This window comes from Cupriavidus malaysiensis, from assembly GCF_001854325.1.
GTDB lineage: Bacteria > Pseudomonadota > Gammaproteobacteria > Burkholderiales > Burkholderiaceae > Cupriavidus > Cupriavidus malaysiensis.
This window is the reverse complement of record NZ_CP017755.1, coordinates 205,674-218,820: the sequence shown is the minus strand read 5'-3', so window position 1 is coordinate 218,820 and position 13,147 is coordinate 205,674. Positions and strand designations below refer to the sequence as shown.

Genomic DNA, 13,147 nt, shown 5'->3' with positions numbered 1-13,147 from the left:
GCGTCAGCCCCACCCGGAGACGGCCACCGTGACCGCCCGCCCGAGAATCACCGACGCCCTCGGCGAAGCGCAGACCCAGCTGGGCCGCATCGTACTGGGCAAGCCGCGCCAGGTGCGGCTGGCGCTGGCCTGCATGCTGGCGCGCGGCCACCTGCTGCTGGAGGACCTGCCGGGCGTGGGCAAGACCACCCTGGCCCATGCGCTGGCGCGTACGCTGGGGCTGCAGTACCGGCGCGTGCAGTTCACCAGCGACCTGCTGCCGGCCGACCTGATCGGCGTCTCAGTGTTCCTGCGCGATGCCGGTGAATTCCGCTTCCATCCCGGGCCGGTGTTCGCTCAGGTGGTGCTGGCCGACGAGATCAACCGGCCCCCCCCGAAGACCCAGAGCGCGCTGCTGGAAGCCATGGCGGAAGGACAGGTGACCCATGACGGCACCACGCATGCGCTGCCCTCCCCTTTCTTCGTGATCGCCACGCAGAACCCGCTGGAGCAGCTCGGCACCCACGCCCTGCCCGAATCGCAGCTCGACCGTTTCACCATGCGGCTGTCGCTCGGCTATCCGGACCCCGCCTTCGAACGCGTGCTCTACCTGGGGGGCGCCGACGAAGCGGCGGCGCCGGCCATCCTGGACGCCACCCAGGTGCGCGGCCTGCAGGCTGCGGCGGCGCAGGTCTACGCCAGCCCGGCGCTGGTCGACTATGTGCTGGCGCTGGTGCAGGCCACGCGCGGCCGGCGCGAGTTCGCCGCGGGCCTGTCGCCGCGCGCCGGCCTGGCGCTGCTGGCGTGCGCGCGCGCCTGGGCACTGCTCGACCATCGCGAGCTGGTACTGCCCGAGGATGTGCAGGCCGTGTTCACCGCGGTGGCCAGCCACCGCTTGCTGCCCGGCGCGGCACGCAGCGGGCAGGACGACGTGGCGCGGCTGCTGGCCGAGGTCGCCATCCCCTGACACCATGGCGCGCACCCGCGCAGATGCCGCCACGGCGCCGCGCGCCCGGCCCACCGGGCCAGCACCGGCGGCGCTGCGCCGCTGGACCGCCATGCGGCTGCGGCGCCGGCGCGCGCCGCTGGACGGCGTCGTCACACTCGACCGCCGCCATCTCTACATCCTGCCCACGCGCAGCGGCGCCGGCTTCGCGGTGCTGCTGGCGGCCATGCTGCTGACCGCGCTGAACTACAACATCAGCCTGGGCTTCGCCCTGACCTTCGTGCTGGGCGGCATCGCCATGGGCAGCATGTGGCAGGCCTACCGCAACCTGCTCGACCTCGCGGTCGGGGCCGTAGCCGCCGAGCCTGCCTTTGCCGGCGACGCCGCCACCTTCCGCGTCCGGCTGCGCAATGCCGGGACCATGCCCCGCTACAGCGTGGCGCTGCAGGCAGCTCGCGGTCCCGTGCTCGCGGACGGCGGCGAGTTCCTGGCAGCAGAGGCCGATGCCGTGCTGGCGCTGCGCCTCGACGCGCCGCAGCGGGGCTGGCTGGCCTTGCCGCGCCTGACTGTATCCAGCCGCTTCCCGCTGGCGCTGTTCCGCGTCTGGAGCCACGCCGACCTGCCGCTCGCGGCCCTGGTCTACCCCGCGCCGGAAACCGGCGCGCCGCCCCCGCCCTGGACCGCGCCGGACACCGGGGACGAGTCTGCGGCGCGCAGCGGCGACGACGGCATCGACCAGTTGCGCCGCTACCGCAATGGCGACCCCCTGCACCGTATCGCGTGGAAGCACAGCGCCCGCACCGGCAGCTGGCTGACACGCACCGGCGGCAATGAGGACCGGCCGGCCTGCTGGCTGGCGTGGCAAGACATGCCGGCTTCGCTCGACGAGGAGGCACGCTTGTCGCGGCTGTGTGCCTGGGTGCTGGCGGCGGACGAGTCCGTGCGCTTCGGCCTGCGCCTGCCGGGCGTGGAGATCCCGCCCGGCAGCGGCGCCGCGCAGCGACGCGCCTGCCTGGAGGCGCTTGCGCTCTGGCCGGATGGGCGAGGCGCAGGGGGCGCGGCGGCGGCGGAAGCCGTCCCATGAAGACTGCCGCGCACCCGCTCGGGCACGATGAGCACGGCCTGCTGCTGGGCCAGCTCGCCCTGGTGCTGGCGCCGCAGGCCCGTACCCTCCCGCTCGCGGTCAGCCTGCTGCTGATGCTGCTGATGTTGTGGCGCTGGCTGCTCTGGCAGCAGCGCGCCCCGCTGCCATCGCGGCTGGCGCTCGGCACGGTGGCCGGCCTGGTGGTGCTGACCGGCGCGGCCCTGGCCTGGCAGGACGGCGGCAGCGTCGGCCGCGAGCTGGCGGTCGCGCTGCTCGGCGCCTTTGTCGTGCTCAAGTTGCTGGAGTGCCGCGCGCTCGCCGATGCCACCTTCGTGACCCAGCTCTGCTTCTACCTGCTGCTGAGCCTGTACCTGTTCGAGCAGCCCTTCTGGCTGGCCGTGTATGGCGCCGGGGTGGCGGCCTGGATGTTGCGCAACTGGCTGTGGCTGCAGCATCCGGAAGCCCGCGCGCGACTGGCCCCCTGGCCGATGCTGGCGCGCATGGCGCTGCTCGGCCTGCCCTGGGCACTGCTGCTGTTCCTGTTGTTTCCGCGCCTGGAGCAGCCCCTATGGCGGCTGCCGCAAGCCGCGCGGACGGCCACCACCGGATTGAGCGACACCATGCGGCCGGGCAGCGTGGGCGAACTGATCCGCTCGGCGGAACCGGCCTTCCATGCGACCCTCCGTGGCGCGCCGCTGCCCAATGCCGCCCTCTACTGGCGTGCCATGGTGCTGTGGCACTACGACGGCACGGCCTGGCTGCCCGATGCCGCGCGGCGCCGCACGCTCCAGCCGCCTCCGCCGCTGTCCGCCGCCGCGGCGGGTGACGCCGTCGATTACGACATCGCGCTCGAGCCCAGCGGGCAGCGCTGGCTGCTGCTGCTCGACCGCGGCCGGTCGCTCGAACAGGCGGGCTCGGCCGCGGTCACCGTCGACGGCGAATTCCTCGCCGGCGCTCCGGCCGACCACCGTCTGCAATACCGTGCGCGCTCGGCACCGCCGCCGGCCGCCGAGATACTGGACGAGCGCACCGCGCGGCTGGCGCTGGAGCTGCCGCCCGGCAATGCGCGCAGCCGCGCCCTGGCGCGGCAATGGCAGACAGACCTTGCCGCCCCCTGGCAGCGCGTGCGGGCGGCACTGCAGCTGTTCGCCGGCGCGCCCTTCCGCTACACCCTGTCGCCGCCCCCGCTCGGACAACAGCAGGTGGACAGCTTCCTGTTCGGCACGCGCAGCGGCTTCTGCGAGCACTACGCCGGCAGCTTCGTCTTCCTGATGCGCGCCGCCGGAGTGCCGGCGCGCGTGGTGACCGGCTACCAGGGCGGCGAATACAACCCGATCGGCGGCCACTACCTCGTGCGGCAGTCCGATGCCCACGCCTGGGCCGAGGTCTGGCTGGCCGGGCGTGGCTGGGTCCGGGTCGATCCGACCGCGGCCGTCGCGCCGGACCGCATCGACCTGGGCGCAGCGGATGTCCTGGGCGACGGAGCCGCCGGCCTGGGGGGGTGGCAGCGCGGCCCGGCCTGGCTGCGGCGCCTGCACTGGGGCCTGGACGGCATGGTCTACGCCTGGCAGCGCTGGGTACTGCAGTACGATCGCCGGCAGCAGGCCCGCCTGCTCGGACATCTCGAGCGGCTCGGTATCGGCGCCAGCCTGACGCAACTGCTGCTGGCCGGCATGGCCGTGCTGGCGCTGCTGCTGCCTCTGCCCTGGTGGCTGCGGCGCCGCGGCACCGATCCGGTCACGGCCCTGTACGCACGTTTCTGTGCCAGGCTGGGGCGCCTCGGCTGCGTGCGCCGCACCGGCGAAGGGCCGCGCGACTTCGCCACGCGCGCCGCGGCGCAGCTGCCGGCCGTGGCGCCGCACGCACAGGCCTTCATCGACGCCTACATCGCGCTGCGCTACGGTACCGCTACCGCGCAGCAGCGCGCCGCCGCACTCGCCATCATGCGCCGCACCCTCGGCAAGCTGGCGCGGCTGCGGCGCCGCTGAGGCGGCCGGCCTGGCGGACAAGGGACCCAGGTACACCGCCCTCGGCCGCGTCATTCGTTGCGAATGATATAATTTCATTCGTAACTAACACACCGAATGGCACGGCAGCCTCCCACGCCTTGTCCGCCCTCCATGTCATCTTTCGAAGCGCGTATCGACCGCATCTGCACCACCTACGCCGATGCCCCGCGCGAGCTGATCCTCGCCTCGCGCCTGCTGCTGCGAACCAGCCGCCTGCTGCGCGCGCATATCGAGCGCGCGCTGGCCCCGTTCGGGCTCGACCTGTCGCAGTATCTGGTCATCAGCATGCTGGCCGCCGATGCCGGCGAGCCCACCATGCCCTCCGAACTCGGCGTCGCCATCGACGCCACCCGCACGCAGATGACGCGGCTGGTGGACGGGCTGGAAACGCGCGGGCTGGTCCAGCGCCACGCGTCCACGCAGGACCGGCGCAGCCTCGACCTGGTGCTGACGCCCGCCGGGCGCCGGCTGCTGGAACAGGCGATGCCCGCCGTGCACGCGGCCTATGGCGAAGCGTGGGAACCCCTCGGAAGCGGCGGCCTGGACAAGGCCACGCGCGCACTGGCCCGCCTGCACGCCAACCTGGAGGCCCTCGAGCCATGAGAGCGAATCCGGCCTTGCAGCCGCTGCGCATCGGCTGGCGCTGGCTGCGGCTGCTGAGCCACCGGCAGCGCCAGACCCTGGTGATGATGCTGCTGGCCCTGGCCACCGCCGTCGAGTTTCTCGAGAACATCATGTTCGTGTTCGCCTCGAGCCACATCGTGGGCGGCGTCGACGCCGATCCGCGCGGCTTCGCCCTGGTGCAGGGCGGCTACGCCGTGGGCGGCATGCTGATGATCCTCAAGCAGCAATGGCTGGCGCGGCGCTTCGGCTATCGCTACTACATGACCGGTGCGCTGCTGCTGTTCATCGCCGGCACGCTGGCCGCCGCCACCAGCCACAACCTCGCCCAGCTCGTCGCCGCGCGCTTCGTGCAGGGCGTGGGCGGCGGCTCGCTCTTCACCAGTTGCCGCATCCTGATCGTGGCGATGTTCGGCGCCGCGGACCGGCCGCGCGCCACGCGCATCTTCATGATCGGCATCTTTGGCGCCTCGGCGCTGGCACCCGCGCTGGCCGCGGAGCTGATCGACCGCGGCGTGTGGCAGGACGTGTTCTACGGCGTGCTGCCGTTCGCGGTGCTGGCGGCGATCGGCGCCTGGCTGCTGCTGCCGGACGCCGAGCAGCGTGCGCCGGACGAAGGCCCGGCGCTGGGGCCGCTGTTGCTGTTCGGTACCGCGGTGGTGGCGCTGCAGGCCGCCATGACCGAGGCGCGCTTCGATATCTTCTCGCACCCGCTGCGCCTGCTGCTGGTGTGCCTGCTCGGGCTGGCGCTGCTCGCCTCCTTCCTGTGGCAGCAATGGCACCATGCGGCACCGGTGCTGCGCCTGCGCCCGTTGCGCAACCCGGTCTACCTGACCGGCCTGGCGCTGTACTTCCTCTACTACGTGGTCAGCAACCTGAGCGCCTATCTCTTCCCCGTCTATGCGGAGCAGGCCCTGAAGATCCCGCTGGCCACCACGGGCTGGCTCAACAGCTTCGCCGCGCTGGTGAGCTTTGGCGGCATCCTGGTCTACCTGCGCGTGGCGCCGCGCCTGCCGGACAAGAAGCCGCTGATCGTCTGCGGGCTGCTGGTGATGGCCGGCGCCGCCTGGTGGTTCTCGGTGATGCCGCCCGACGCGGGGCCATCGGCCCTGGCCTGGGGCCTGGTCGGCAAGGGACTGTTCGGCGTGATGGTGGTGATCCCGGTCGCCGGGCTGACCTTCCGCTCACTGGCTGACGACGACTTCGCGCACGGCTATCGCAGCAAGAACCTGATCCGGCAGATCGCCGGCACCTTTGCCTCTGCACTCGGGGCGGTGTTGCTGCAGAACCGGCAGTTCGCCGTCCATACCAGCCTGACCGATGCACTGGGGCAGCGTCCGGAGCAGGTATCGCAATGGCTTGCCCAGGTCCAGGAAACACTGGTGGCGCGAGGCATGGATGCCGCACACGGCCATCAAGGCGCGGTGGCACAACTGGGATTGCTGGTCGAGCAGCAGGCAAGGCTGATCGCCTGCGAGGATCTGTACCGACTGGTGGTCGTACTGGCACTGGCCACTGCGGCCTTCGTGCTGATACAGCGCCGGCTCAACTGAGACGGCCGGGTGGCCGTGAGGCGCGGCTGGGTGAAGCGCGGCTGGGAGTGGATGGCGCAAGCCACCCTGGGAAAAGCGTGTTCCCGGGGCTCAGAACAGGGGAAGCTGGCGCATGCCGAAACCGACGGTCTCTTCGACGCGCATGCGGGCGTGGGCGAGCGAGCCTTCTGCGCCGGAATAGTTGCCGGCGGCCCAATGGTAGACCACGGGCAGATCGCCGCGCTCGGACAGCCGGACCTCGCCCAGCTTGTCGCCGCGCTCATTGCGGTAGTAGTGCGATCGGTATCCGCGCTCCCAGTGAGGCGGGGTAGCGGCCTTCTTGCGGCGGCGGGGCGCCGACGGCGTGGAGTGAGGCGCGCGGCGCGCTCTCTCTGTACCCGCACCGGCCGGGGCCCGGGTGAAATCCAACTGCATAGACTTCCTTGTTCAATCGCTCCGGCTTGCGTCGGAAATACCGGTCGCGGGGACGGAGCATGATTTGATGCGTCGCAGGCGTGATGATACCTGTAAAGGCGCCCGTTGAAAGCCCTTTGTGAGCCGGAATGCCGCGATCTGCAAGGCTTCGCGGGAGGTATACCCGCTTCGTATACCCCGCGTATACGATGCCGTTTACGCGGGGTATACCTGCCGCCGACCCGCCCCGGTAAACGAAATCGGCGGCGCGCCGGTCCACCCGGTGCGCCGCCGTCGCTCAGCGGATCGTGGCGGGATCAGCCGAGGTCGAGCGGAATGAAGATGCGTGCATCGTCCCGCTGCACCAGCAGTGCCACCTGCTTGCCGGACTTGGCCACCAGCGAGCGCAGCTGGTCGGCGGAGGTGATGGGCGTACCGTTGAGCGACAGGATCACGTCACCGGGCTGGATGCCGACGCGCGCAGCCGGGCCGCTGACGTCCTCGACCACCAGGCCTGCATCGATGCCGCTGTCGCGCTTCTCCTCGGCCGTCAGCTGGCGTACCGCCAGCCCGAGCCGGCCGCCGGCATCGCTGTTGCCGCCTTTTTGCGCCACGTTCTGTTCGCGTGCCGCGCCCACCTTGACCGTGAGCGTCATCGGCTGGCCCTTGCGGATGATCTTCACGGTGCTGTCGGTGCCCGGCTTGATGTCGGCCACGCGTTCCGGCAGGTCGCCCGAATGGTCGATGACGTCATTGTTGAACTGCACGATCACATCGCCGGCCTTCAGTCCCGCCTTGGAGGCCGGGCTGTCCGGTTCGACCGACGTCACCAGCGCGCCCGACGGCTTCGGCAGGCCGAAGGAATTGGCCAGCGCCTGGTTGACCTCCTGGACCGCAAGGCCCAGGCGGCCGCGGGTCACCTTGCCATGCTCGACCAGCTGCTGCTCGACCTTGGTCGCCACGTTGATCGGGATGGCGAAGGACAGGCCCTGGTAACCGCCGGTCTGGCTGTAGATCTGCGAATTGATACCGATCACCTCGCCACGCTGGTTGAACAGCGGGCCGCCCGAGTTGCCGGGATTGACCGCGACATCGGTCTGGATGAAGGGCACGTAGGTGTCGTCGGGCAGCGAGCGCGACTTGGCGCTGACGATGCCGGCGGTCGCCGTGTTCTCGAAACCATAGGGCGAGCCGATCGCGAGCACCGGTTCGCCGACGCGTACCACGGAAGCATCGCCGAGCTTGACGGTCGGCAGGTCCTTGGCATCGATACGGATGACCGCGATGTCGGACTGCGCGTCGGAACCCAGGACCTTGGCCTTGAACTCGCGCCGGTCGGTCAGCTTGACCGTCACTTCCTGTGCATTGTCGACCACGTGAGCGTTGGTCAGGATCAGTCCGTCATGGCTGATGATGAAGCCCGAGCCGAGGCCTCGCACCAGTTGCGGCTGGTTGTTCTGCGGCATCTGGAACTGCGGGCCGAAGCGCTTGAAGAACTGGAACAGTGGATCTTCCGGATCCATGCCTTGCGTCTGGGCCGAGGTCCGCTGCGCGCGCGCGGTCACACTGATATTGACCACGGCCGGCCCGTACTGCTGCACGATGCCGGAAAAGTCGGTCGGTGTCGCCACGGCGACGGATTGCGCGGCAGCGATGGCAGGCGTGGTGGCCGCGTAGCTGGGCGTGATGACTTCCTTCTGCAGGTAGGCATAACCACCGCCGATGGCGGCCAGCGCGGCGATGCCGAGAGCCGAGCGAGCAAGAGTCTGGCGAATCATGGAGTGTCCCTTTCTTTGAAGTTCCAGCGCCTTGGCCTTCCCTGGCGCGACGGAACCATGCTATCCAACGATCCTTAACGCAGACTTAAGCGGGCGCACGCACCCTGGCCCTGGTCCCGCTGGCTGGCCTCCGGCTTTGTCAGCACATGCTCACTCTCGCGCAATCTCAAGTTCGGTGGAATATGATGACCCAACCGACCAGCAGATCCTCCGGTGGGTGGTCCTCGTTGTCCGCCATCTCTCCGCCATTTTTTCCGCCACGGGTCTGCGCAGGCACTAAGCTGGAAGGCCGCTCGCCGGATTCCCGAGTCGAGCCGGGCTCAGGTAAGCCTTCACTTCCACTTTCCCACGAAAACATGATGGGAGCCGATATGACACTCGAAAAAGTGCTGTACACCGCCCACGCAACCGCCACCGGCGGCCGCGATGGGCGCGCTGTGACCTCGGATGGCCAACTCGACATCAAACTCGCCGTTCCCAAGGAAATGGGCGGGGCCGGCAATGGCTTGAATCCCGAGCAGCTGTTCGCCGCAGGCTATTCGGCCTGCTTCATCGGAGCAATGCGTTACGTTGCCGGCCAGCAGAAGGCCGCCTTGCCGGCCGATACGTCGATCGAAGGTGCCGTCAGCATCGGACCGGCCGGACAGGGCTTCGGCCTGCAGGTGGAGTTGAAGATCTCGATTCCCGGCTATGACAAGGCACAGGCCCAGAAGCTGGTCGAACAGGCCCATCAGGTCTGCCCGTACTCCAATGCGACGCGGGGCAATATCGATGTGGTGCTGACGGTGGTGTGAGCAGTTGCGTGAGGGGCCGGCCTGTCCGGCGGCCTCAGCCGGCGCCGGTCGCGGCTTGCGTCGATGCCAGAGTGGCGCAATAAGCACGCTTCTGCTCGGGACTGAGGCGCTTGACCGCCGCCTCGGCGCGCGAGGCTTCCGAGCGGTTGGGAAAGGGGTGACTGCCGAGGACGCGGATCGGCTTGCGCGAACGCGTGTACTTCGCCCCGGTACCCGCCAGGTGCTGGGCGAAGCGCCGTGCTACATCGGTGGTAATACCGGTGTAGATGGCATTGCCCTCGCATTCGAGCAGGTAGAGGTACCAGGTGGCCGGATTCGGCATGAGGTGAGTGGTGCGATAGAGACGTTCGGCGCGAATCGCCGCCGACCCGGCGCGGCTGCACGTGGGTAACGCAGCACGATTATCGCCTTGGATTGCGCCGCGATGTGCGAAAGACAGGTACGACGGCGCGCCGCAAAGACAAAACCCCTCGCAGCGTTTGCTGTCGAGGGGTTTTGCGGGAGGGAGAGCCTGGCGATGACCTACTTTCACACGGGTAGTCCGCACTATCATCGGCGCAAAGTCGTTTCACGGTCCTGTTCGGGATGGGAAGGGGTGGTTCCGACTCGCTATGGTCACCAGGCATAAGGGGTTGCTGCGCCGGGGTTGAGCCGTCGCAGCGAATAGGGATGTAGTCTTGGTTGTGAGGTATCGGCACCGTCCTGGGCACACGCGATACGTCAACCAGTGAAACACACTGGTTATAGGATCAAGCCTTACGGGCAATTAGTACTGGTTAGCTTAACGCATTACTGCGCTTCCACACCCAGCCTATCAACGTCCTGGTCTCGAACGACCCTTCAAGGAGGTCAAGCCTCCAGGGAATCCTCATCTTCAGGCGAGTTTCCCGCTTAGATGCTTTCAGCGGTTATCTCTTCCGTACATAGCTACCCTGCGATGCCTCTGGCGAGACAACAGGTACACCAGCGGTACGTCCACTCCGGTCCTCTCGTACTAGGAGCAGCCCCCGTCAAGATTCCAACGCCCACGGCAGATAGGGACCAAACTGTCTCACGACGTTTTAAACCCAGCTCACGTACCTCTTTAAATGGCGAACAGCCATACCCTTGGGACCGGCTACAGCCCCAGGATGAGATGAGCCGACATCGAGGTGCCAAACACCGCCGTCGATATGAACTCTTGGGCGGTATCAGCCTGTTATCCCCAGAGTACCTTTTATCCGTTGAGCGATGGCCCTTCCATACAGAACCACCGGATCACTATGTCCTGCTTTCGCACCTGCTCGACTTGTCGGTCTCGCAGTTAAGCACGCTTTTGCCATTGCACTTTAGGTACGATGTCCGACCGTACCAAGCGTACCTTCGAACTCCTCCGTTACACTTTGGGAGGAGACCGCCCCAGTCAAACTGCCTACCATGCACTGTCCCCGACCCGGATTCACGGGCCAAGGTTAGAACCTCAAACAAACCAGGGTGGTATTTCAAGGACGGCTCCACCGGAACTAGCGTCCCGGTTTCAAAGCCTCCCACCTATCCTACACAGATCGGTTCAAAGTCCAATGCAAAGCTACAGTAAAGGTTCATGGGGTCTTTCCGTCTAGCCGCGGGGAGATTGCATCATCACAAACACTTCAACTTCGCTGAGTCTCGGGAGGAGACAGTGTGGCCATCGTTACGCCATTCGTGCAGGTCGGAACTTACCCGACAAGGAATTTCGCTACCTTAGGACCGTTATAGTTACGGCCGCCGTTTACCGGGACTTCAATCAAGAGCTTGCACCCCATCATTTAATCTTCCGGCACCGGGCAGGCGTCACACCCTATACGTCCACTTTCGTGTTTGCAGAGTGCTGTGTTTTTATTAAACAGTCGCAGCCACCAGTTTATTGCAACCCCTTCACCCTTCTGGCGCAGGCCAGTCAAGCTACCAGGGCGTACCTTATCCCGAAGTTACGGTACCAATTTGCCGAGTTCCTTCTCCCGAGTTCTCTCAAGCGCCTTAGAATACTCATCTCGCCCACCTGTGTCGGTTTGCGGTACGGTCTCGTATGACTGAAGCTTAGAGGCTTTTCTTGGAACCACTTCCGATTGCTTCGCGACGCATGGTCGCTCGCCCCACAGCCTTGAATCCCGCGCCCGGATTTGCCTAAGCGCCTTCTCCACTGCAGGGACCGGGACTTCCAACACCCGGACAACCTTCCGCGATCCGTCCCCCCATCGCATCATACGACGGTGCAGGAATATTAACCTGCTTCCCATCAGCTACGCATCTCTGCCTCGCCTTAGGGGCCGACTCACCCTACGCCGATGAACGTTGCGTAGGAAACCTTGGGCTTACGGCGAGGGGGCCTTTCACCCCCTTTATCGCTACTCATGTCAGCATTCGCACTTCTGATACCTCCAGCATCCTTTACAAGACACCTTCACAGGCTTACAGAACGCTCTCCTACCACGCGCTTGCGCGCGTCCGCAGCTTCGGTGACTGGCTTAGCCCCGTTACATCTTCCGCGCAGGACGACTCGATCAGTGAGCTATTACGCTTTCTTTAAAGGGTGGCTGCTTCTAAGCCAACCTCCTGACTGTTTTAGCCTTCCCACTTCGTTTCCCACTTAGCCAATCTTTGGGACCTTAGCTGGCGGTCTGGGTTGTTTCCCTCTTGACACCGGACGTTAGCACCCGATGTCTGTCTCCCGTGATTGCACTCTTCGGTATTCGGAGTTTGCTATGGCGGGGTAATCAGCAATAGACCCCCCAACCATGACAGTGCTCTACCCCCGAAGGTGAGACACGAGGCACTACCTAAATAGTTTTCGGAGAGAACCAGCTATTTCCAGATTTGTTTAGCCTTTCACCCCTATCCACAGCTCATCCCCTAGTTTTTCAACACTAGTGGGTTCGGTCCTCCAGTACGTGTTACCGCACCTTCAACCTGGCCATGGATAGATCATCTGGTTTCGGGTCTACACCCAGCGACTGAACGCCCTGTTCGGACTCGCTTTCGCTACGCCTGCCCTAATCGGTTAAGCTTGCCACTGAATGTAAGTCGCTGACCCATTATACAAAAGGTACGCCGTCACCCGTTTCCAGGCTCCGACTGTTTGTATGCATGCGGTTTCAGGATCTATTTCACTCCCCTCCCGGGGTTCTTTTCGCCTTTCCCTCACGGTACTGGTTCACTATCGGTCGATCACGAGTATTTAGCCTTGGAGGATGGTCCCCCCATCTTCAGACAGGATTTCACGTGTCCCGCCCTACTTGTCGTACACCTAGTTCCACAACGCTGTTTTCGCATACAGGGCTATCACCTGCTATGGCCGGGCTTTCCATCCCGTTCTGCTAACAATGCTGCTAAAGAGTACAAGGCTCTTCCCATTTCGTTCGCCACTACTCTGGGAATCTCGGTTGATTTCTGTTCCTGCAGCTACTTAGATGTTTCAGTTCGCCGCGTTCGCTTCCCTTGCCTATGTATTCAGCAAGGGATGACCCATACGGGCCGGGTTTCCCCATTCGGACATCTCCGGATCAAAGCTCGTTTGCCAGCTCCCCGAAGCTTTTCGCAGGCTACCGCGTCCTTCATCGCCTGTGATCGCCAAGGCATCCACCACATGCACTTGTTCGCTTGACCCTATAACGAGTGTGTCTCAAGCTCGCGCTTGAAACGCTCATTACAGGTTGAGTTCTCGCATTTGTGCCGTATTCCAAGTCATCTTTCGATCACTTAAATACTTTGGTTGATACAATCACAACCCGGTATCACGTTAAACTACTGCGCGTCTCATCAACACGCCGTGACACCTTTACTACATCCCATATTGTTAAAGAACAGCCGATGCTTTCGCATCGCTTGGCCAACGCCAAATGCAAGCGCTCAACGCTAAGCGCTTGCATTTGGCTTGTCCAACCCAAGGTCGATGGTGGAGGATGACGGGATCGAACCGACGACCCCCTGCTTGCAAAGCAGGTGCTCTCCCAGCTGAGCTAATCCCCCTCG

At 65.5% G+C, this 13,147-nt stretch carries 9 protein-coding genes, 1 tRNA gene and 2 rRNA genes; 6 read left to right on the top strand and 6 right to left on the bottom strand.

Translation table 11 applies throughout. The features are described 5' to 3' along the window. Nucleotides 1-28: 28 nt before the first annotated feature. The 5 genes from BKK80_RS20860 (at nt 29) to BKK80_RS20840 (ending at nt 6,192) form a co-directional block, all read left to right on the top strand. On the top strand, nt 29-946 hold the full coding sequence (locus BKK80_RS20860) for an AAA family ATPase (RefSeq protein WP_071073166.1): 918 nt from the start codon (nt 29-31) through the stop codon (nt 944-946). A 4-nt stretch (nt 947-950) separates the two neighbouring features. Further along, nucleotides 951-2,009, top strand: coding sequence for a DUF58 domain-containing protein (locus BKK80_RS20855; RefSeq protein ID WP_071039222.1), 1,059 nt, complete (start codon nt 951-953; stop codon nt 2,007-2,009). Continuing rightward, entirely contained in the window at nt 2,006-3,997 is a 1,992-nt protein-coding gene (locus BKK80_RS20850; protein ID WP_071071041.1) for a transglutaminase TgpA family protein, read from the top strand. The genes BKK80_RS20855 and BKK80_RS20850 overlap by 4 nt, the downstream gene beginning before the upstream one ends. Before the next feature lie 132 nt (nt 3,998-4,129). After that, the gene (locus BKK80_RS20845) at nt 4,130-4,621 is read left to right on the top strand and encodes a MarR family winged helix-turn-helix transcriptional regulator (protein ID WP_071017417.1); all 492 of its coding nucleotides are present in this window, start codon (nt 4,130-4,132) and stop codon (nt 4,619-4,621) included. Then, complete coding sequence (locus tag BKK80_RS20840; RefSeq protein ID WP_197524031.1) at nt 4,618-6,192, top strand: MFS transporter; 1,575 nt, start codon at nt 4,618-4,620, stop codon at nt 6,190-6,192. The genes BKK80_RS20845 and BKK80_RS20840 overlap by 4 nt, the downstream gene beginning before the upstream one ends. Nucleotides 6,193-6,282: 90 nt before the next feature. Here BKK80_RS20840 and BKK80_RS20835 read toward each other — a convergent pair whose 3' ends face one another. Next, nucleotides 6,283-6,606, bottom strand: coding sequence for a hypothetical protein (locus BKK80_RS20835; RefSeq protein ID WP_071017420.1), 324 nt, complete (start codon nt 6,604-6,606; stop codon nt 6,283-6,285). Nucleotides 6,607-6,902: 296 nt separating this feature from the next. Next, nucleotides 6,903-8,363, bottom strand: a complete 1,461-nt coding sequence (locus tag BKK80_RS20830) for a DegQ family serine endoprotease (protein WP_071017422.1) — start codon at nt 8,361-8,363, stop codon at nt 6,903-6,905. A 371-nt stretch (nt 8,364-8,734) separates the two neighbouring features. On the opposite strand from BKK80_RS20830, the gene BKK80_RS20825 reads away from it, so the two are divergent. Next, complete coding sequence (locus tag BKK80_RS20825; protein ID WP_071021943.1) at nt 8,735-9,157, top strand: organic hydroperoxide resistance protein; 423 nt, start codon at nt 8,735-8,737, stop codon at nt 9,155-9,157. 34 nt (nt 9,158-9,191) lie between these two features. On the opposite strand, the gene BKK80_RS20820 is transcribed toward BKK80_RS20825, so the two are convergent. From BKK80_RS20820 to BKK80_RS20805, 4 genes are all read right to left on the bottom strand, one after another. Further along, nucleotides 9,192-9,479, bottom strand: coding sequence for a GIY-YIG nuclease family protein (locus BKK80_RS20820; RefSeq protein WP_071071039.1), 288 nt, complete (start codon nt 9,477-9,479; stop codon nt 9,192-9,194). 187 nt (nt 9,480-9,666) lie between these two features. Next, nucleotides 9,667-9,780, bottom strand: a 5S ribosomal RNA gene (gene rrf / locus BKK80_RS20815). Between the two features lie 122 nt (nt 9,781-9,902). Next, nucleotides 9,903-12,781, bottom strand: a 23S ribosomal RNA gene (locus tag BKK80_RS20810). 287 nt (nt 12,782-13,068) lie between these two features. Beyond that, nucleotides 13,069-13,144 (bottom strand) — tRNA-Ala (locus BKK80_RS20805). Nucleotides 13,145-13,147 lie beyond the last annotated feature (3 nt).

Excerpts from the sequence above, each read along its gene's own strand:
- BKK80_RS20825 (WP_071021943.1), top strand. The coding sequence starts at position 8,735 with ATGACACTCGAAAAAGTGCTGTACACCGCCCACGCAACCGCCACCGGC.
- BKK80_RS20850 (WP_071071041.1), top strand. The coding sequence starts at position 2,006 with ATGAAGACTGCCGCGCACCCGCTCGGGCACGATGAGCACGGCCTGCTG.
- BKK80_RS20830 (WP_071017422.1), bottom strand. The coding sequence starts at position 8,363 with ATGATTCGCCAGACTCTTGCTCGCTCGGCTCTCGGCATCGCCGCGCTG.
- BKK80_RS20845 (WP_071017417.1), top strand. The coding sequence starts at position 4,130 with ATGTCATCTTTCGAAGCGCGTATCGACCGCATCTGCACCACCTACGCC.
- BKK80_RS20855 (WP_071039222.1), top strand. The coding sequence starts at position 951 with ATGGCGCGCACCCGCGCAGATGCCGCCACGGCGCCGCGCGCCCGGCCC.
- BKK80_RS20835 (WP_071017420.1), bottom strand. The coding sequence starts at position 6,606 with ATGCAGTTGGATTTCACCCGGGCCCCGGCCGGTGCGGGTACAGAGAGA.
- BKK80_RS20820 (WP_071071039.1), bottom strand. The coding sequence starts at position 9,479 with ATGCCGAATCCGGCCACCTGGTACCTCTACCTGCTCGAATGCGAGGGC.
- BKK80_RS20840 (WP_197524031.1), top strand. The coding sequence starts at position 4,618 with ATGAGAGCGAATCCGGCCTTGCAGCCGCTGCGCATCGGCTGGCGCTGG.